Below are 19,648 nucleotides of genomic sequence, written 5' to 3' on the forward strand. Positions count from 1 at the left end.
GTGATTTATTTCCTATTTCTTTTTTCCTGGTTTGTACATATGGGTGCTCTGGCCGTAGAACGCCTCGGCTGCCTCCATCACGGTCTCGGACAGTGTGGGATGGGGGTGTATGCTGAGCTCGAGGTCTGAAGCCAGCGCCGCCATCTCCACTGCGAGGACGCCTTCTGAAATCAGCTCTCCTGCCCCCGCTCCGACTATACCCATGCCGAGCACGCGGTCCGTATCAGGCTCAATGACGAGCTTAGTGACGCCGTCATTCCTGTCCAGGGTAGTCGCCCTTCCGGAAGCGCCCCAGGGGAACCTGGCGACATTTACTTTGATATTCTTTTCCCCGGCCTCTGTTTCCGTGAGTCCGCACCAGGCTATTTCAGGGTCCGTAAAAACGACCGCCGGGATCGCGCCCGGCTCGAACGCGGCCTTTTTGCCCGCGAGAATTTCCGCGACCACGCGACCCTCATGCGTCGCCTTGTGGGCGAGCATCGGTTCGCCCGCGACATCGCCTATAGCGAAAATATCGGGGTCTGAAGTACGCCTCTGCGCGTCTACTTCGATAAATCCTCCGGAATCGGTATTGACCTTCGTGTTCTCAAGCCCGAGGTCTTCACTGTTGGGCTTTCTGCCCACTGAAACAAGCACCTTATCGAATACCTTTTCTTTAAAATCGAGTCCCTCTCCCTCGAACTCGACCTTAATACCTTTTTCCGTTTCATCCATGCCGGTGACCTTCGTGTCGAGCATGATAGCGGAGAAGATTTTTTCGCACCTCTTTTGCAGAACCCGCACAAGGTCCCTGTCCACTCCCGGCATAAGACCCGAAGTCATTTCTACAACCGAGACCTCTGTTCCGAGGGCGGCATAGACCGTTCCAAGCTCAAGCCCGATGTATCCTCCGCCCACTATCAGCATGGTATCGGGTGCTTCCGGAAGATCGAGACCCGATGTGGAATCGAGTACATTGGGGGAGTCAGGGACGCCGGGCATCTTTACGGGACTCGAGCCCGTCGCTATGACCGCTTTCTCGAAGCTCAGACTGCGGGTTTTGCCATCATTTAATTTTATTTCGAGTTTGCCCGAATCAGTGAACTTCGCCCTGCCTCTGACGTAATTTATCTTCCGCTTCTTCGATAGCTGTCCGAGGCCGCCTACGAGTTTCTGCACAACGCCGTTTTTCCATTCCCTGAGCTTGTCGATATCAATCTCGGGCTTCTTATACTCTATCCCCCAGTTTGAAGCATGCTCAGCTTCCGTAATTACTTTCGCTACATGGAGAAGCGCCTTCGAGGGTATACATCCCCTGTAGAGGCAAACGCCCCCGGGATTTTCTTCCGGATCGATTAAAGTTACCTCAAGCCCGAGATCGGCCGCGAGGAAAGCAGCCGGATAACCGCCCGGCCCCGCCCCAATCACAGCTACCTGTGTCGATTTATTTTCTTCCGTCATAGTATTCTCTGTCCAATCCAGACATATATTAGGTTTTTACGTTAATATTGCGCGGCTCATCCTTCGAGGGAGAGCTTGAACGGCTCTTCGAGCGCTTCGACTACCCAGCGCAGGAACCTGACCGCGTCCGCGCCGTCTATGAGACGGTGGTCATACGAGAGCGAGAGCGGCAGCTGGAGGCGCGGCAGAAACGCCCCCTCAATGTAGACTGCCTCGATTGAGGAACGCGATATTCCCAGAATCGCCACTTGGGGCGCGTAGAGCACGGGAGTGAAATATGTACCGCCCAGCCCGCCGAGGTTGCTTATGGTGAAAGTCCCGCCCTGAAGCTCCTCGACTGATATTTTTTTTGTTCTCGCCTTCTCGGATAATTCGCTCAGATCGACCGAGAGTTCTTCGATATTCTTCTTGTCCGCATCTCTGATTACAGGCACGAGAAGCCCCCTGTCCGTATCGACTGCGACGCCTATGTTGATGTACTTCTTGTATATTATTTCCTCGTTTTCCATATCGACGGTGGCGTTAAACTGGGGGAAGACCTTTAAGGCCGAAGCTATGACTTTGAGTATAATGGAAGTCATGGTGAGCTTGCCTCCGGCTTCCGCCACTTCGCTGCCGTAATGCTTCCTGAGTTTCTCAAGCTCGGTGATATCGGCCTTGTCGTGCTGGGTGACGTGGGGCGCTTTCCATGCTTCCGTTAAACGCTCCGCTGTGAGCCTCCTTACCCTGGACATGGCGATTCTTTCCACATCCCCCCATTTATCCTTGTCTGCGGAAGCCTTTTGTTTCTGGGATTCTTCTTCTCCCGTTTCAGTTTCGGGCTCTTCCTTTTCAGGTTCTTTTCCTCCGGTGTAATTCTTAATATCCTCTTCGGTAATCCTGCCACCGGCTCCCGTACCCTTGAGCTTTGTAATATCCACTCCCCGCTCCCGCGCCAGTCTTCTCACGGTGGGGGAAGCGGGCACTGCTTTTTGAGACTCTTCCCCGGTTTCGCGTTCGGGCTTGTCGTCGGGTTTTTGCTTTTTTTCTTCTTCCGCCGCTTCATCTTCTTTTTTGGATTTCTTTTTCGATTGCTTTTTAGTATCTTTATCGGGGGCTTTTTCCTGTTCTTCTTCGTCTTTTTCTCGAGGCTTCTCCTCAGCGTCCCCTTTAGCGGTTTCTTCCTCTTTTTCTTCTTCAGGCTCTTCCTTTTTTTGTTTTTTTGGTTCTTCTTCCTTTTCTTCCTTGGCTCTCTCTTCGGGCTCTCCCTCGGCCTCTCCCTCCCGATCTTCTTCTTCCTCTTCTTTTTCTCCGGCGCTTTCTTTTTCGGTTTCCGGTTTTTCTTTTTTCTTTTCTTTTGACTCGGCTTTTTTCTCTTCCGTTTTGTCCGTGGTTTCCTCTTCTCCTCCTCCGTTCTCCCCGTCGTCTATCGTTACCAGGAGCTGCCCCACTTCAATGGTGTCACCCTCTTTTACGTGGACTTCTTTAATAACGCCCCCCGCGGGAGAGGGTATCTCAAGCGCGGCCTTGTCCGTTTCGATCTCCATGAGCGCCTGCTCCTCGGAAACCTCGTCTCCTGAGGATACGTACACGTTTATCACCTCGCCTGTTTCTATATCCTCGCCCAGGTCGGGAAGTTTGAATTCGATTGCCATGCTGCTTTCGCCCCTTAAAATGTATTTATCTTATTGTTATACCATACGGAAATTGAAATGCTCGATGTAATACGGATTCTTCCGCAATTATGACAACATCGGATTTGCCTTTCCCGGATTAATGTCGAGGTCTTTAATCGCTTTTTCCACGACGTCTGTACTGATTTTCTTTTCCCACGTAAGCGACGCTAGCACCGCGAGTGTAATAAACCTCCAGTCGACTTCAAAAAATTCTCTCAGCGCCTCCCGGCTGCCGCTCCTGCCGTACCCGTCCGTACCGAGGGATACGAGCGGCCGTGGGAGCCACTGCGATATGGAGTCCGGCAGCGCCATCACATAATCCGACGCCGCGACGAATACGCCCGGAGCGTCCTTGAAGCATTCGGTTATGTAAGGTGTTCTCTTGAGCTCGGAAGGGTGAAGCATGTTCCACCGCTCTTTCTCGAGGCCGTCCCTGTAAAGCTCCTTGTAGCTTGTTACGCTCCATACGTCGGCCGCGATCCCGTAGTTTTTCTCAAGCTCTTTCTGTGCCTTGATCGCCTCGTTCAGTATGGTGCCGCTCCCCATTATCTGGGCGTGAAGATCGGCGTCTTTAAGCCCGGATTCTCTGAGTTTATAGATACCCTTCAGTATGCCCTCTTTCGCCCCTTCGGGCATCTGAGGCTGCTTGTAGGTTTCGTTCATGACGGTTATGTAGTAAAAGAGGTCTTCCTGCTCGACATACATGCGTCTGATCCCGTCCTGAACTATGACTGCGATCTCGTACGCGAATGCCGGGTCGTATGCCTTCAGGTTGGGGACCGGATAAGCCAGCAGGTGGCTGTGGCCGTCCTGGTGCTGAAGACCCTCCCCCGCTAGCGTTGTCCTTCCCGCGGTGCCTCCTATCATGAACCCCTTTGCCCTCGAGTCTCCCGCCGCCCATACGAGGTCACCTATTCTCTGGAACCCGAACATGGAGTAAAAAATAAAAAACGGAATTGTATTAATGCCGTGGGTCGCATAGGCCGTTCCGGCTGCGATGAATGAGGACATCGATCCCGCTTCGGTTATGCCTTCCTCCAGAATCTGACCGTCTTTCGCCTCTTTGTAGAAGAGAAGCGTTTCCGCATCCACCGGCTCGTAGAGCTGTCCTACGTGGGAATATATTCCTACCTGTCTGAACAGTGTCTCCATGCCGAATGTGCGGGCTTCGTCAGGGACAATAGGAACGATTAGCTTGCCGATGTTTTTATCCTTAAGCATTTTCGAGAGCATTCTGACGATCGCCATTGTGGTCGCCACTTCCCTGTCTCCCGAGCCTTTGTAAAACTCTTGGAATATTTTTTCCGAAGGCGGGTCTATCGGCTCACAATCGACTACGCGTTTCGGAGTAAACCCTCCGAGTTCGTGTCTCCGCTCTTTGATGTATTTTATTTCCGGGCTGTCCTCAGGGGGCCTGTAAAACGGGGCTCTTGCGACATCTTCGTCCGATATAGGTATGCTGAACCGTGTTCTGAACTCTTTAAGCTCGTCCTCGTTCAGTTTCTTCTGCTGGTGCGTGACGTTTCTGCCTTCCCCCGATTCACCCAGGCCGTAGCCCTTGATCGTTTTAGCGAGTATTACTGTGGGCGAGCCTTTGTTTTCTATTGCCGCTTTAAAAGCGGGGTATATCTTTTCAGGATCGTGCCCACCTCGCCTCAGTTTCTGAAGCTCCTGGTCGGTGAGGTCTTTTACCATTTCCAGGAGCCGCGGGTCGGTTCCGAAAAAGTGCTCGCGTATATACTCACCGGTTTCCACCGTGTATTTTTGATATTCCCCGTCCAGCGCCTCGCCCATCCTTTTGACCAGTACGCCGTCCTTGTCTTTAGCGAGGAGAGGGTCCCAGTTGCTTCCCCATATGACTTTTATCACGTTCCATCCGGCGCCGCGGAATATTGCTTCCAGCTCCTGTATTATTTTTCCGTTTCCCCTTACCGGGCCGTCGAGACGCTGCAGGTTGCAGTTGACGACGAATATGAGATTGTCGAGCCTCTCTCTTGCGGCCAGTGTTATCGCCCCGAGGGTTTCGGGCTCATCGGTCTCCCCGTCTCCCAGGAACGCCCAGACTCTTGAGTCCGTGGGTTCCTTAAGACCTCTGTCCTCGAGATAGCGGTTAAACCTGGCCTGGTATATCGCCATTATAGGGCTCAAGCCCATCGATACCGTCGGGAACTGCCAGAAGTCGGGCATAAGCCACGGGTGAGGATAGGAGGGAAGACCGCCGTCGGGCTGGAGCTCTCTCCTGAAGTTCCGCAATTTTTCTATGCTGATGCGGCCTTCGAGAAACGCCCTCGCGTAAATCCCGGGCGCCGCGTGCCCCTGAAAATAAACGATGTCTCCCTCGTGGCTTCCGTTAGGAGCTCTGAGGAAGTGGTTAAAAGCGACTTCGTAAAGGGCGGCCGCCGAGGCGTAGGTTGAAATATGTCCCCCTATTCCCTGCTCAACCCTGTTTGCCCTCACTACCATGGCCATTGCGTTCCAGCGGATGATGCTCCTGATACGCCACTCAATCTCCTGGTTGCCGGGGTATGGAGGCTGCTGCTCCAGCGGGGTGGTATTGATATAAGGGGTGTTGGCTGTAAAAGGAATTTTCACGCCCTTTTTCTGAGCGTGGATTTCGAGAATTTTAAGAAGCTCGCTCACCCTTTCCGGCCCGCCTGTTTCAATCACGTAATCCAGGGATTCGAGCCATTCGCTGTTTTCGATTTCCTCTATTTCGTTCTCTTTTTTCTTTCTATCGGTTTTTTTCTGCATTGAAAAGATCCTTGCGAATAGTACTTGAGACCGGGAGCAGGCGAACAATTTAGAATAATAAAGCAGACGGCCCGTTTTAGTCAATAATTCTTAATTGTTTATTAACCTGTGAACTACGCCGGGTCGTATATGTTTATATGATATTAATATACCAGTTTCCGATTCATTTTCGTCAACTGAGGCAAGATATTTTAGTTCATAATTTATGGCCGGCTAAAAAATTGACGGTCATGGAATTAAATATATAATAGTGCCTACTATGGAAAAATACGACTTAACAGTTATAGGATCGGGACCGGGAGGATATATTGCCGCCATAAGGGCGGCACAGCTGGGAATGAATGTCGCCGTCGTTGAGAGGGACAAGCCGGGAGGGGTATGTCTCAACTGGGGCTGCATTCCCTCCAAGGCAATACTAAAATGCGCCGAAGTATATGAATATTTTAAGTATTCCAGCGAGTTCGGAATAGAATATAAAGGGCTTTCTTATGATTTTTCCAAGGTTATAGATAAGAGCCGTAAGGCCTCAAGCACCCTCACCAAGGGGGTTGAGTTCCTTTTCAAGAAAAACAAAATCACGCTATTTAACGGAACCGGCAAATTAATCGCAAAAAATAAGATCGGAGTGAGCGGGGAAAAGGACGAAGTGGAGCTGGAATCGGAAAAGATTCTGATCGCGACAGGCTCCGTTCCGGTGACGCTTCCGGGACTCGATATTGATGAAAAGCTGATTATGACGAGCGACGAGGCTATTTTTCACAGGGAGGTTCCTGAATCCGTCGTGGTTATAGGAGGAGGATACATAGGGGCTGAGTTCGCTTATGTCTATAACTCCTTCGGGAGCAAGGTTACGATTGTGGAAATGATGGATAACCTTATCCCTGGAGCGGACGAGGACGTATCCAAAGAGCTTGAGAAAATTTTCAAAAAGAGCGGAATGGAGATTCTTACAGGGACGAAGTTTAAAGAGGTCAAGAAGAAAAGAAAAAATGTCGATGTTATTTTGGAGAAGCTCGGCGACAAAAGTGAGCACAAGGTAACGGCGTCCATGGTCCTTGTGGCTGTCGGAAGGCGGCCAGTAGCGAACGATGCCCCGACTTCACTGAGCTATTACAAGAAATCCGGCGACATCGGGCTTAGCGATCTGCGTATAGAGCTCGATGAGAGGGGGTTCATTAAAACGGACGACTCGTACATGACCACGTGCGAGAACGTTTACGCAATCGGCGACGTTATAGGCCCTCCCCTCCTGGCCCACAAGGCGTCTGAAGAAGGAGTGGCTGCGGTGGAAAAAATGGCGGGACTCAAGAGCAAGGTTCATTATAATAATATCCCCGGTTGTGTTTATTGTCAGCCGGAGGTGTCCATGTTAGGCATGACTGAGAAAGAAGTCAAGGACAAAGGCTACAGCTACAGCGTGGGGAAGTTTCCCTTCAAGGCTGCGGGAAAGGCGGTCGGCACGGGGGAAACGGACGGATTCGTGAAGATTATCTCCGATAAGGCGACCGGGGAGATACTGGGAACGCACATAATCGGGCACGGGGCTACGGAGCTTATAGCTGAAGTGGCTGTCGGAAGGACACTTGAAACAACGCCGCTCGAAATAGCGATTACGTCTCACGCGCACCCTACCCTGTCCGAGGCCGTAATGGAAGCCGCTCTGGCTGCGCTAGGCAGAGCAAGGAATATGTAGAAACATGCCTGCCTGTGACCTGACCTAACGAATTTAATATATCAAAGCGCCGCATCGTTCCTGCTATAATTAACCTATGAGAACTTTCAAGGTATATAAACTGGGGCTTGTCCCTTACGCGGAAGCCCTTCGGTTCCAGATGACGCTTCTTGAGAAGAGGAGAAATGGGGAGATTGAAGACACGCTTTTACTCCTTGAGCACCCGCCCACTTTTACGACCGGCAGGGGCGGGGATATGAAAAACCTGCTCGCCGCCGAGAGTTATCTGAAAAAGGCCGGGATTCATTTCGAGGTAATAAGCAGGGGCGGCGATATAACCTTTCACGGTCCGGGACAGCTTGTCGGGTATCCTGTCATGGACCTTAACGATATGGGAAGGGATATACATAAATACCTGAGAAATCTTGAGGAAGTGATTATCTTAACCCTTAGGAATTACGGGATAGAATCAAGGCGGATTGAAGGAGTGACGGGAGTATGGGTGAAGTGGCACAAGATTGCGTCCATAGGCGTGGGGGTTAAGAGGTGGATCACCTACCACGGTTTCGCGCTTAACGTGAATACAGACCTCTCGTATTTCGATATGATCGTGCCGTGTGGAATTCAGGATGTGAAAATGACTACGATTCAGAGGTGGCTCGCCTCTAAAGTGGAGATAGACATGGCTCAAGTCGAGGAAAATATAGTTCAAGCATTTTCTCAGGTATTCAACCTAACCCATTCTGAAACAATCAGCATATCGGCCAAAAATCCTAATGACGAAAGCAGTCTGGATATTCTTCTCCGTTCTGAGACAATTATTTAATCGTAAAATAACTTTCAACATCTATCGATTATTTATGCTGTGTTTCCCGCCCTTTAACAGCTACAATATTTACTTATGAATAATCACAGAATCCGGAGAATAGTATTTTCCCTTTTTATTATGCTCGTTCCTGTACAGGCCTTTCCCGACGTTCTCGATGAGATAAAACTGCCGGAGGGGTTTAAAATAGAAGAATTCGCGGGCTCGCTCGATAAGCCGAGGTTTATGGCTATGAGCCCTGACGGCGTGCTGTTCGTTTCCTCTATGGGAAACGGAGAAATAAGAGCCCTTCCCGATACCGACAAAGACGGGACGGCAGACAAGGCTATTACAGTTATGGACGGTCTTAACAGGCCCAACAGCATCGCTTTCCATGACGGGTACCTCTACGTGGGAGAGACTGACAAGGTTTCCAGGCTTAAGTACGACGGTTACGATAAAGAACCGGGGAAAAAAGAAGTACTGGTTTCCGGGCTTCCGAATAAAGGACATTTTACTAAAACGGTCGGCTTCGGCCCTGATGGAACGTTATATGTTTCGATGGGCTCGTCCTGTAACGTGTGCGTGGAAAAGGACGATAGACGCGCGACAATACTCAGATACGATCCGAAGGAAAAGGACCTTGAGGTATTCGCCTCCGGCTTGAGGAACTCGGTCGGAATGACCTGGCACCCGGAGACGGGGGAGCTGTGGGCAACTGACAACGGAAGGGATTGGCTCGGGGATAACCTACCCCCGGAGGAGGTTAACGTCATCAAGAAAGGCGAGAACTACGGCTGGCCCTACTGTTATGGGGACAAGATTCCCGACCCTGATTTTAATGAGCCGGAAAAATGCGTAAACACCGTTTCCCCTGCTGTCGAAATGCAGGCGCATTCAGCCCCTCTGGGGCTTACCTTTTATGACGCGGAGATGTTTCCGGACGAGTACGAGGGGGATTTATTCGTGGCCTTCCACGGTTCCTGGAACCGCTCTAAGCCAACCGGGTACAAGGTTGTGAGGATAAAGATGAAGAACGGTAAACCCGAGGGGATAGAGGATTTCGCCCGGGGCTGGCTTAAAGGAGAAAAACGCCTCGGAAGACCCGTCGATGTCCTGGTCGGTTCCAATGGTGAGCTATTCGTATCCGACGACATGCGCGGGGTGATTTACAGGATTACATACGAATCCAAAAACTAGAGGCCTTTCCCGAAAGGCTCTACCGGCGCGCGTTCGGAATTAATTCCTCAGGTGCTAGATTATCCTGGCCTCCTGGACGAGGGTTGAAATCCTGATTAGAAATTCCTTCATCTCCGCCTGGAATACCGGGTCGTTGAAATGCGGGTTCGGAAGCTCGGAACGCTCGTAAATCTTGTGGTATGATTCTTTAACCGCGTTAAGCGAATCATTATAATTACTCAATAATTCCTGTTTCCTGTCGAGGCTCTTGCTCTGATTTATAACGAATGTCCTCTTAACGGCGTCTCTCGATTCGGTCTCATACAAAAGGGTGTCGAGCAGCTTTATGTTTCTCCCGTAATTGTCGAGCTGAACCTGGTAAATGTCGGAGAAGACATTTAAGAGGGCGAATGTGGCCTCCATCCTCGGCTGATTTTCCAGTATTACTTCCTGAGGGCTCTTTTGAACGTAAAACGATCCGAAATAATCCTTCCATTGATTGACCGTGATTACTTCCTGTCTGTGAGCTCTGAGCTCGTGGACCGTATCAGCAATATTTTCATCGATACCCGAGAACTGCGGCACGAACTGAGCCTTATCGAACGCTCCGCTCAGCTCCGTCCTTTTTATAACGAGCCTGAGGGCCTCGCTGAAATCCAGAAGGGCGAGTGAAGTCTGGCTGAATGCCTCGGCTTCGGCTTTATAAGGCGCGCATATCTGCTTGTCGCTTCCGTATTGCGTTAAAGGAGATTTTGAAGGCGTCTCTCCCAAATCGAGGATAATGTTTTTTAATTCGTTGGTAGAAAGACACGTCTCGTAGCTGCCTGTGAATACGTTGTCATATGAGCCGGCGAACTCACCGGTCCCCGCGCCGAAATCCTGCACCGCCTGGTAGTTTACACAGCCTGAAGCGAGCCCGACTATAAAAGCCGTTACCAATAGACTCAGACATTTGTTTAGTCTCATCACGCCAACCTCCATTAATTACGGGATTTGATTAAAGGTGTTATCCCAAGTTTATTGCTATTTCTGATTTAAAACAATACTTACTCTGGAAAATGAAGAAAGACAACTGTTCCTTAACAAAACAGAAATATTATGAATTCCACTCAGGTTTTATAAGATTATCTCTTCCCTTTAGCGGCATGAAATAAATAATAGATAATCAGCCCTATAGATGCGGCAAGCAGGAGAAATTTCAGGAGCGCTGCGGTCGAGGCCGTGAAAATTACTATTCCGCTCAGATTCTCCGGGGAAGAGAGCTGGGTCAGTATGAGCGTATTTTCGATTATATCCAGGAATCCGGCGAGAACGGGAAGAGAGAAAATGGCAATGGCATGCCCGCGCTCTATCCCTCTTACAAGAGAACCCAGCAGATTGGCGAGAAATCCCGTATAGGCGAATATGAATATATAGTCTATCCATATGAGTATGATGTGCGAGCGGACGCCCGTGGCACCGCATGCGCTGACAATGTTATTGAACGCCGTCTTTGTAAATGAAAGCTCAAGGGGTATTATTCCGGGGCAGCCCGCGGGCCTTACAAGATTATCGGTAGCGATCATGATAAAGCCGCTGAGCGCGAAAAAACTTGCGGAAAAAAGCAGATATTGTTTGACCGCGAGAGCTTCGAACAGGAAGCTCATTATTTTACGGAACATTTTAATACGCCCCCCTCGGTATGAGCTAATGATTATGCAGTATTGACGGGAACAATCAATACCCAATATATAGTTTGCGCTCTCCGGTAACCTATTAGTACCGCCGGGCTCTCAATCTTATTCTGACGGGGCTATTTAATTTATATATAGGGGATTAAATTCTTTCTATATTAGATGTATTATTCTAATTAAATTAGCTTTTATTTTCGTGGCTGTGTTAAATTCTGACAGCTATACATAGTAGAAAACGGAGTAATTGCATGAGTAACTCGAGGATCGATACATTCAAGGAGATTTTGAAAAAGGACCCGGACAATCCTCTCGGCAGGTACGGACTCGCTCATGAATACTACAAACTCGAAATGTACAATGAGGCCATAAAAGAGATTGAAGAGTACGTCAAAATAGCGGATGACGAGGGGGCGGTGTACAGGATGCTCGCCGAATGCTACGTGAATACGGGGCAGCCCGAGAAGGCCAGGGAGTCGTACGTAAAGGGTATTGAGGCCGCCAACAGTCACGGGCACCCCGGCATGGCCGAGGAGTTTGAGGAAGCGCTCGAGTTCCTCGATGATTGAATTGAAATATTTGAGGATCAGGCTTCTCGCGTGATCCATAATCGTCCAAATAAAATACTATTAAATTAACGGAGTTGAGGTGAACAGGTATGGGAAATCCCGTAGAAGTAGCCAAGGTGGGAGAAATCAAGCCGGGGAGTGCGAAGCTTGTCGAGGTGAACGGTAAGGAGATCGCGGTATTTAACTGTGACGGGGAGTATTACGCGATAGGTAACGAATGTACCCATATTGGAGGACCGTTATGCGATGGGGACATAGAAGGAGAAACCGTGAGTTGCCCCTGGCACGGAGCGGAGTTCAATATAAAAACCGGGGAGGTCCTTGGTCCTCCAGCCGAGGAAAATATCGCGAGTTATAAGGTGTCTGTTGAAGGAGAAGCCATAAAAATTGAAATTTAAAGAAGATTGATTCGGACTATAAATGAAGTCCTTCATATAAAGGGCCCGCCGTCCTTTCCCTTGAAAGGTCCCCGGCGCTTGAGAGCTCTTCCCTGAATTCTTTGTCCAGAATCAGATCCGAGAGAGCCGTTGCCGCGCCGCATGATATCATAAGCCCCCTGCCCGTGTGCCCCGCGCATTCATAGACGTTTTCCAGACCGGGCGCCCTTCCAAGGAATCCGGACCGGTCCGGGGTCTCGGCGTATATCCCCGCCCATCCCCTTATGAACTTTACTTTCTCGAACCTGCTTATTCTATTCCAGAGCGGCTGCCATATGTGTTTCACGAACGGGCTGTCTTCCGACAATCCGCCAAAGCTGAATTCGAGGTTGTATCCGTAAGGCTCGTCCATGTTCGAATAACCGGCGAGTATGTTTCCTGACTCTTGATGGAAATAGATGTCCGATATGTCTATGACCATGCCGTATTTTGAGAGATCGACTTCAGGGCAGTTGAGGACTACCATCTGGCGCCTTCGGGGCTTGATTTTGTCGTCGTTAAATCCGTAGAGCTCGGAAACCCTGGGCGCCCAGGCTCCGGCAGTATTAATAAGAACCCCGGTTTCAAACGAAATTTCCGGATTTTCCACTTCGACATTATCGCCCGTAAGTATGGTTCTGGCGGTTTCATCGAAGTCCCCGGACCCCTTATCCCGCCCTTTGAGATCGTAGGCGATTATTCTTTCGGCCCTTTTCCCCTCGAGCTTGATTTCAGTGACGTAACACCTGTCGATAAACCTAACTCCTCTCTTTCGCGCCTCGCCGCGGTAGTATTCCCTCAGCGAGTAATGGTCTATCAGTCCGGCTTCTCTCGATACGGAAAGACCTTTAATGCCTTCCAGATTATCAACGAATGGAAGTATCCCCGGCACGGCGGCGGGAGGATGAAGCTCGACCGGCAGGCCGTATTCCTTATAAAGCGGATAATTCTCCTGTATTTCGTCCCAGCTTTCGCTGTCGTGCATCCAGAAGTATCCGAGCTTACGGAACTGTATTATTTCGGAAATGGTTTCGAAGAAATTGATCGAGTATTTACATAGCTCTATATTCGCGCGGTTTCTCCAGGTAGCCCGGACGCCCCCCGCGTTCTTGAGTGTGGAGGAAAGGCCGCCCTCGAGGTCGAGGTCAATAACGCCCACGCTTGCTGTCTTTCCTTGTTCATCCAGCTTCTTCGACAGCGCATAGGCGCCCGCCGACCCCATAATACCGGCGCCGATGAAAAGGTAATCGAAACCGTAATCACTCATATGAATATTCTAGCACAGGTGACTGAACTTCGTCCGGCTTTTCCGGCGGAAATTATGTTATCATTCTTGAGTTATGAAAGAGTCTCGACTTTCCTGGCTTTTCCTGGATATGAACTCCTATTTCGCGTCCGTGGAGCAGGAGCTGAGGCCTGAATTGAGGGGACTCCCGACGGTAGTAGTCCCCGTCCTGGCTGACAGCACCTGCTGTATAGCCTCAAGCTATGAGGCGAAGAAATACGGAATAAAAACCGGTACGAAGGTTGCCGCAGCGCGGAAACTCTGCCGTAATCTCCGGATAATCGAGTCGAGACCCGAAAAATACATAGAGATGCATCATGAAATAGTATCAGCCGTGAAAAGCGTCCTTCCGGTCGACAAGGTACATTCGATAGACGAGATGTCCTGCCGCCTTACGGGGAGGCAAACGAACCTCGATAATGCCGTCGCGATAGGCCACGAGTTGAAGAGGGTAATCAGAGAGCGGGTCGGTGAGCATGTCAGATGCTCGGTGGGCATCTCCACCAACCGTTTTCTGGCCAAGGTGGCAAGCGGAATGGAGAAGCCCGACGGTTTTACTGTTATCAAAAAAGAGGACCTTCCGCGGGTACTCTATTCCCTTTCGCTCACCGATCTGCCGGGCATCGGCAGAAAAATGCACGCGCGTCTCAAGAAGTACGGAGTCCATACGGTGAAAGAGCTCTGTATTTTGTCCGAGGAGCGTATTACGGATATATGGCAGAGCGTGATCGGTAAACGCTGGTGGCTTTTGCTGAGAGGTGAGGATATCTCCGAAGCCGAAACCCGCAGGAGCACGGTCGGTCATTCCCATGTATTACCCCCGCACCTAAGGTCGGATGACGGAACGTATGCAGTTTTCATAAGGCTGATTCATAAAGCTGCATTCAGGCTCAGGAGGCTAAAATATATCGCAGGGCGCATGATAATCAGGATTGATTATCTGGGCGGCGAAGACAGCTGGAAGAGTGCCGTGAAAATCGGCAAAAGGAACGATACCCAGACGATGATCGAGGCGTTCTCTTCCATATGGGGAGAGAGGCCCCGCCGGAGGAAGCCGCTTCGTGTGTCGGTTACCTTTTCGGAGCTTACGCCGTCGAGTGAAACTAGTCTGTCATTGTTTCCCGCGGAGCTCAAACGGGACAGGGTTGCCACGGCTCTGGATAAAATAAACGAGCGTTACGGGACGAACAGCATATATTACGGCTCCATGCACGGAGCTTCCGAGTCCGCCCCCCTCAGGATTGCTTTTACGTCCATTCCCGACGTTGTGGCGGAGGGTACGAAAATAAAAACAGCCGATGAAGACTCCACTAAATAAGCCGGCGGATTTTTGTCACTCTTTTTATAAAGGACAAGATTCTTATTAGCTGTATCAAGCGCAGATGGAAGTGGAAGTTGATGAGGTTGATGCGGAAGTATCTCAGGAACAATAATGCGTTACTGCTCGGTAATTCTATTTCTTCTTTTCGAGTTTTCTGACCGCTTTTTTACTTTCTACCGCCACCTTCCCGATCGGGAAGAAGAAAAGGTACTGTCCGGTATCCTTAAGCACATCGAGTGTTCGTGAGGAGACCTTATCGAAAAACTGTACGGATTTTCCGTCCGTGATCAGGGCCCAGTTCTGAGGCTTATCGAGAACCTCAGGCATTTTTTCTTTGAGAAACTGGAGCACTTCACGAAAGCGGCTTACGGGTAGTCCGTTTTTCTGAAGGGAAATAAGCCAGCGGAGCATTATGAAATCCTCTGTGGAATAGAGCTTGGGGACCCCCCTCCCCTGCGCTTTTCTCACGCTAGGTACTATCAGCCCCGTGTGCTCGTAGTAGTAAAGATGGTCGAAATCGAGCTTGACGCCCTCCAGGGCCTCGATAAGCTGGATCACGTCTCTGCTCTTTAATCCTGCCTGAAGCCTGACGGAATTATCTTTTTTCTCCCTGATTTTTTTCGCCCTGTCTTTCACCCCGCGCTGCTCCTAAAGCTATTTCCTGTCCGAGCGATATAATTTCAAAATATCATAAACCCCCGCCGAGCGCAATTCACCTTGACACCCCCGGGAGTCCTATCTATGTTTTAATATTTGAAATCGGAGACGAGATATGACAAAAGGACAAAAATTAAGGGAGATTATATCCGGACCGGGGATACTCCTGCTGCCGGGTGTTTATGACTGTGTGAGCGCAAAGCTTGCAGAGCGCGCGGGTTTCGAGGTCGCGTTCACTAGTGGTTTCGGCATCTCGGGCGCAACTCTGGGAAGGCCTGATTACGGTTTTCTGACGGCGACCGAAATGCTGTGGAGCGTCAGTCGCCTCGTAAAATCGGTCGATATTCCCGTCGTGGCCGATATTGATACGGGCTACGGGAATCCGCTGAATGTTATGCGCACCGTCGAGGATGTCGTTGCCTCGGGTGCGGCGGGGATAATACTTGAGGATCAGGAATGGCCGAAGAAATGCGGACATTTCGAGGGGAAGCGCGTAATACCGATGGGGGAGCATGTTGAAAAAATCCGCGCCGCTGTGGAGGCGCGGAGGGATAGCGGCCTTGTGATAATCGGGCGTACGGACGCACGCGCTCCTTACGGACTCGGAGAAGCGATAAAGAGGGGAAGGGCTTATTATGAGGCGGGTGCCGATGTGGTTTTCATAGAGGCTCCGCAGTCGGTTGAAGAGCTTAAGGAGATCGCCGCCGCTTTCCCGGACGCCCCGCTCTTCGCGAATATGGTCGAAGGCGGGAAGACTCCTCTCCTGAGAGCGGAGGAGCTTGAGGAATCGGGATATAAAATAGTCGTGTTCCCCCTTGCCGCGCTATTCGCCGCTACAAAAGCCATCGAAAATTGTTTTCGGTATTTGAAGGCTAACGGCACGACGAAAGGATATGAAGATATGATCATGTTCGGGGATTTTGAAGAAATCATAGACATCCGAAGCTACAGAGAGCTTGAGACCAGATTCCGTGGAAACAGCGAGTAATATTGATTCCCTATGTTGGTAATCGTCTTACGAATTTACTGCTTCATAAAGGAGTCGAGTCCAAGAGGGCTCCCGTTTAGCATGACCTGCCCCATTTCATAACTTGCCCGAAGCTCATAGCTTTCGCCCTCTATAACTATGAAATTCTTATTCAGAAGTTCTTTAATTTTCTCTTCAGCCGCTTTTTCAGCCATCTCCTCGAGTTCATTTGCTGAAGGCATGGGGTTCCCCAGATTTTTATAATCGTCTGAAATTTCATCCATTTCATAGTCCGTTAACATTGATTTTAAGAGGGTTTTCGAGATCGAGAGTTCGGCTGACGCCTTAATAGAGGTAATTAAAAACAGCGGGTTGGCCGCCAGTTCCGGATTTTCCAGGTTAGACCCGTCTACTGATATTAGAGCATATCCCTGAAGGACGCCCTTGTCGGTTTCAATGCTGAGTTTCGTAAGCTCTATTTCGGGGGATTTTCTCACCAGGTCAGGAAGAATTAATGTAAGCTCCGTCATAAACTGTTCTTTCGATTGCTCCGTATCCCGAGTTCTCTCGTTTTCATTGATTAACTTCTGTATTTTTCTCCAGGATGCTATGTCGATGTTTCTTATAGCCAGGTCGTATCCGCCGGGTCCGTATTTCCTGCCCGCTATCTCTATTTCCTCGAATCCCGCGCTGTGGGCGCTGCTCAGGGTGCCCGTCTCTTCTTCGGTAGAGCCGGAAATCCGGATTCCGTTTATTCTGACATAATCTTCTTCCCCGGTTTCATCATCCGTGCTCTTTACAAATAATTCTTTGACAGAGACGGAAGCTTCACCCGTCGGGTAATTATGACCTTTATCCTTATATATTAAATTCGATTCCCCCTCTATATCCGTAATAGACAGCTCCGTATCCTTTCCGTCTATCTCAAGCCCGGGGGACTTGAGCCTTGTATCCAGACTTTCTAATTGCGGGCCGAAGTCGATAACGCCTTCAAGACCGTTCCACACCAGTTTCTCTCCCTGTTTCCCGGATTCGGTATTTAGGCCCCGCATCGTAATCTGTGTTGTTCCGTGGCCGTCTAGTGAAAGGGTTGTAAAAAGTTCAAGGGGAGGAATATTCTTGATTATCTCCGAGTAGTCGGACTCCTTAACCGGTATTACGCGCACCTCGGAATCTATAACGGCCATAACTGGTCTCAGGACAGCTTGTTCTCCGAATAACAGCTGAAGCGGAATCGGACCGTGGTAAATCGTATCGATCTCTTCCAGTTTGAGAATCCCGGAGTCTCCGTTTATGAGCAGGAAGGTAGTTTTTGCCTTCGAATTAAGCCATCCTTTCTGATAGCTTTGATCCGTAATCTCTAAATGTTCCGACTCGGAATAGTCTTTTGTAATGTTTTTGTAATCTTTCTCGGTCTGAATCCCGAACCAGTAAGGAAGCCCTAACAAAGCAATCAGTATTACTATTAATATTATCAGTATGACACGCATACGGCTCTCCTGTCAGTTATTGACGTCGTATAATTATATTGCCAGTATAGTTGTAAATGCAAATTTGCCCGGAGAAAGATATACACTGAATTACGACAGTATCGTTTCAGATTATTACTGCTTTAGCCGGGCGTGTTTAGCAGGACGCTGCCAATTAGCCAGTATGATTAAATTCCCGGTTTTTGATTTACTTTCCCGCTCAGGTCGGCCAGGAATTCGTTCAGTATTTCCTCAAGGGCTAGGTTCCATCCCCTCATAAGGTCCTGTGCCGAAGCGGATGCAATAGGTTTTTCAGAGCTATAGGTTTTACCGAAGACGATATTTGATATACCTCCGTCGGTGATATCGGATTCGTATTTCAGCAGAAAGAGCTGAATCTCCATTACAGCTTTTGGCTGGGTTCTATAATCTCCGTAAAGCCTTACTATATTGCCTTCTATGTAATAATTGGTGTTCCCACCCTGGCTGGTAGGGCTCAGGACGTCCATAAAAAGGCCTGAACCGGCCAGGTATCTTGTCGTTACATCTGTTAGAAGCGCGGTCGGAGGTCTGAAGAATTGGTTGTAAAAGTCCGATTTATATTCCAAATCGCTTATACGGTAGATAAATTCCTTTCCATCGCTTCCCGGAGCAATATCAAAACGCCAGACTTCGAGTATAGCGTCTTTAACCGATACGTATTTCTCCGTATTCGGCGGAACCTCAAACATGTAAAAACTACGCTCGGGGTAACTTTTATTTATGCTTGCACATCCTGTAATGAAAAAAAGTGTCAGTAATATATAAGAGATGTAAATTGCGTTTCTTGAAATCATTCTGCTTTTTCCTCCTCTCCGAAGTGTGGAGGCGGATTTCCAAAAAGCACCCAGGAAGGATATTTTTTAACCGTCTCCATGAATTCCCTTACGTCCTCCGAAATACGTTCCACGTTCTCCATTGTAGTTTTGATATTATGTTCCCTGCTTGATAACAATCGGTCGGCGCGTCTCAAGGCGAATTTGAGGTCGGTTGAGATCTGCGAGATGTTAGCGACGGTTTCCTTTGTTTCCTTACTTTTCAAAATGGAGTCGATTTCGTTCGTAGTCTTATCAAGGGTAGTTACAAGCTGTTGCAAATCCTTGCTCAGCTCTCCTATCTCCGCCTGCTCAACCGCCTCGTTCAGGGAATTTACCAACTTTTCAATATCCTCGGAAATTTCTTGAAAATTAATTTTCTCTATAGCCGTGGTAAGCTTTTCAATAGTCTGCGTGATCATTGTGATCGTTCCCGGCGCAGAGGGTATATACTGGTATTCGGGCGTCCAGTTTATCTCCAGAGGCGGATAACGCTCAGGCGGGAAATATACCGCGTTCAGGAACGCTATACCGGTCACGCCCTGAGAGGCGAGTTGCAGCCTCAGTCCTTTTCGTATCATTTCCCGAATACTGCTTTTCCTGTCGAAATCACCTTGATATACTCGTTCGTTTCCCTTCCCGTGCACTTTATTCGGGAATATTTCCGCCCTTATAAGAACATACTGATAGTCCGTCTTGTATTCATTAAAAACGAAGCCTATGTGGCTTACATTGCCTATCTGTACCCCCTGGAATTTAAGCGCGGCTCCGACGTCCAGACCCTGAACCGACTGGTCGAAATACGTTTCAACGGTGTATTTTTCCTCCAGGAACTTGCCTCCGCCGAAAAGTATTATCGCCCCCGCGAGGAGCAGGAACGCCAGTATGACAAACAAGCCTGTTTTGAAGTAGTTAGCTTTCTGACTCATATCTATTTA

General features: G+C 49.4%; 17 protein-coding genes. 7 read left to right on the top strand and 10 right to left on the bottom strand.

Annotated elements, in window-relative coordinates; all coding sequences use genetic code 11:
- Positions 1 to 12 precede the first annotated feature (12 nt).
- The 3 genes from lpdA (RIG61_05810) to aceE form a co-directional block, all read right to left on the bottom strand.
- Positions 13 to 1,440: a dihydrolipoyl dehydrogenase gene (gene lpdA / locus RIG61_05810; GenBank protein ID MEQ9618669.1), complete on the bottom strand. Its 1,428-nt coding sequence runs from the start codon at positions 1,438 to 1,440 to the stop codon at positions 13 to 15.
- 56 nt (positions 1,441 to 1,496) lie between these two features.
- Positions 1,497 to 3,074 (bottom strand): dihydrolipoamide acetyltransferase family protein, encoded by a 1,578-nt coding sequence (locus RIG61_05815; protein ID MEQ9618670.1) that lies wholly within the window; start codon positions 3,072 to 3,074, stop codon positions 1,497 to 1,499.
- 87 nt (positions 3,075 to 3,161) lie between these two features.
- Complete coding sequence (aceE, locus tag RIG61_05820; protein ID MEQ9618671.1) at positions 3,162 to 5,846, bottom strand: pyruvate dehydrogenase (acetyl-transferring), homodimeric type; 2,685 nt, start codon at positions 5,844 to 5,846, stop codon at positions 3,162 to 3,164.
- A 259-nt stretch (positions 5,847 to 6,105) separates the two neighbouring features.
- On the opposite strand from aceE, the gene lpdA (RIG61_05825) reads away from it, so the two are divergent.
- The 3 genes from lpdA (RIG61_05825) (at position 6,106) to RIG61_05835 (ending at position 9,523) form a co-directional block, all read left to right on the top strand.
- Entirely contained in the window at positions 6,106 to 7,539 is a 1,434-nt protein-coding gene (lpdA, locus tag RIG61_05825) for a dihydrolipoyl dehydrogenase (GenBank protein ID MEQ9618672.1), read from the top strand.
- A 76-nt stretch (positions 7,540 to 7,615) separates the two neighbouring features.
- Complete coding sequence (gene lipB / locus RIG61_05830) at positions 7,616 to 8,344, top strand: lipoyl(octanoyl) transferase LipB (GenBank protein ID MEQ9618673.1); 729 nt, start codon at positions 7,616 to 7,618, stop codon at positions 8,342 to 8,344.
- Between the two features lie 75 nt (positions 8,345 to 8,419).
- The gene (locus RIG61_05835) at positions 8,420 to 9,523 is read left to right on the top strand and encodes a sorbosone dehydrogenase family protein (GenBank protein MEQ9618674.1); all 1,104 of its coding nucleotides are present in this window, start codon (positions 8,420 to 8,422) and stop codon (positions 9,521 to 9,523) included.
- Between the two features lie 54 nt (positions 9,524 to 9,577).
- On the opposite strand, the gene RIG61_05840 is transcribed toward RIG61_05835, so the two are convergent.
- Both RIG61_05840 and RIG61_05845 read right to left on the bottom strand, forming a co-directional pair.
- Positions 9,578 to 10,468 (bottom strand): hypothetical protein, encoded by an 891-nt coding sequence (locus RIG61_05840; GenBank protein MEQ9618675.1) that lies wholly within the window; start codon positions 10,466 to 10,468, stop codon positions 9,578 to 9,580.
- A 158-nt stretch (positions 10,469 to 10,626) separates the two neighbouring features.
- Positions 10,627 to 11,163, bottom strand: a complete 537-nt coding sequence (locus tag RIG61_05845; GenBank protein ID MEQ9618676.1) for a hypothetical protein — start codon at positions 11,161 to 11,163, stop codon at positions 10,627 to 10,629.
- 260 nt (positions 11,164 to 11,423) lie between these two features.
- Here RIG61_05845 and RIG61_05850 point away from each other — a divergent pair, with 260 nt between their 5' ends.
- Both RIG61_05850 and RIG61_05855 read left to right on the top strand, forming a co-directional pair.
- Positions 11,424 to 11,741, top strand: a complete 318-nt coding sequence (locus RIG61_05850) for a tetratricopeptide repeat protein (protein ID MEQ9618677.1) — start codon at positions 11,424 to 11,426, stop codon at positions 11,739 to 11,741.
- An 89-nt stretch (positions 11,742 to 11,830) separates the two neighbouring features.
- A complete protein-coding gene (locus tag RIG61_05855) occupies positions 11,831 to 12,139 on the top strand; it encodes a non-heme iron oxygenase ferredoxin subunit (protein ID MEQ9618678.1) in 309 nt (102 codons plus the stop codon).
- A 16-nt stretch (positions 12,140 to 12,155) separates the two neighbouring features.
- Here the strand turns inward: RIG61_05855 and RIG61_05860 are convergent, their stop codons facing one another.
- Complete coding sequence (locus tag RIG61_05860; protein ID MEQ9618679.1) at positions 12,156 to 13,424, bottom strand: FAD-binding oxidoreductase; 1,269 nt, start codon at positions 13,422 to 13,424, stop codon at positions 12,156 to 12,158.
- Positions 13,425 to 13,497: 73 nt separating this feature from the next.
- On the opposite strand from RIG61_05860, the gene RIG61_05865 reads away from it, so the two are divergent.
- The gene (locus tag RIG61_05865; GenBank protein MEQ9618680.1) at positions 13,498 to 14,760 is read left to right on the top strand and encodes a DNA polymerase; all 1,263 of its coding nucleotides are present in this window, start codon (positions 13,498 to 13,500) and stop codon (positions 14,758 to 14,760) included.
- A 135-nt stretch (positions 14,761 to 14,895) separates the two neighbouring features.
- On the opposite strand, the gene RIG61_05870 is transcribed toward RIG61_05865, so the two are convergent.
- A complete protein-coding gene (locus RIG61_05870) occupies positions 14,896 to 15,399 on the bottom strand; it encodes a hypothetical protein (protein MEQ9618681.1) in 504 nt (167 codons plus the stop codon).
- A gap of 136 nt (positions 15,400 to 15,535) precedes the next feature.
- On the opposite strand from RIG61_05870, the gene RIG61_05875 reads away from it, so the two are divergent.
- Positions 15,536 to 16,408 carry an oxaloacetate decarboxylase gene (locus RIG61_05875; protein ID MEQ9618682.1) on the top strand — a complete coding sequence of 291 codons (873 nt, stop codon included), beginning with the start codon at positions 15,536 to 15,538 and terminating at the stop codon, positions 16,406 to 16,408.
- 35 nt (positions 16,409 to 16,443) lie between these two features.
- Here RIG61_05875 and RIG61_05880 read toward each other — a convergent pair whose 3' ends face one another.
- From RIG61_05880 to RIG61_05890, 3 genes are all read right to left on the bottom strand, one after another.
- Positions 16,444 to 17,877 (bottom strand): YdgA family protein, encoded by a 1,434-nt coding sequence (locus RIG61_05880; GenBank protein MEQ9618683.1) that lies wholly within the window; start codon positions 17,875 to 17,877, stop codon positions 16,444 to 16,446.
- Between the two features lie 167 nt (positions 17,878 to 18,044).
- Entirely contained in the window at positions 18,045 to 18,587 is a 543-nt protein-coding gene (locus tag RIG61_05885; GenBank protein MEQ9618684.1) for a hypothetical protein, read from the bottom strand.
- A 101-nt stretch (positions 18,588 to 18,688) separates the two neighbouring features.
- A complete protein-coding gene (locus RIG61_05890) occupies positions 18,689 to 19,639 on the bottom strand; it encodes an MlaD family protein (GenBank protein ID MEQ9618685.1) in 951 nt (316 codons plus the stop codon).
- Positions 19,640 to 19,648 lie beyond the last annotated feature (9 nt).

The sequence above is a fragment of the Deltaproteobacteria bacterium genome (assembly GCA_040223695.1).
Lineage (GTDB): Bacteria > Desulfobacterota_D > UBA1144 > Nemesobacterales > UBA2774 > JAVKFU01.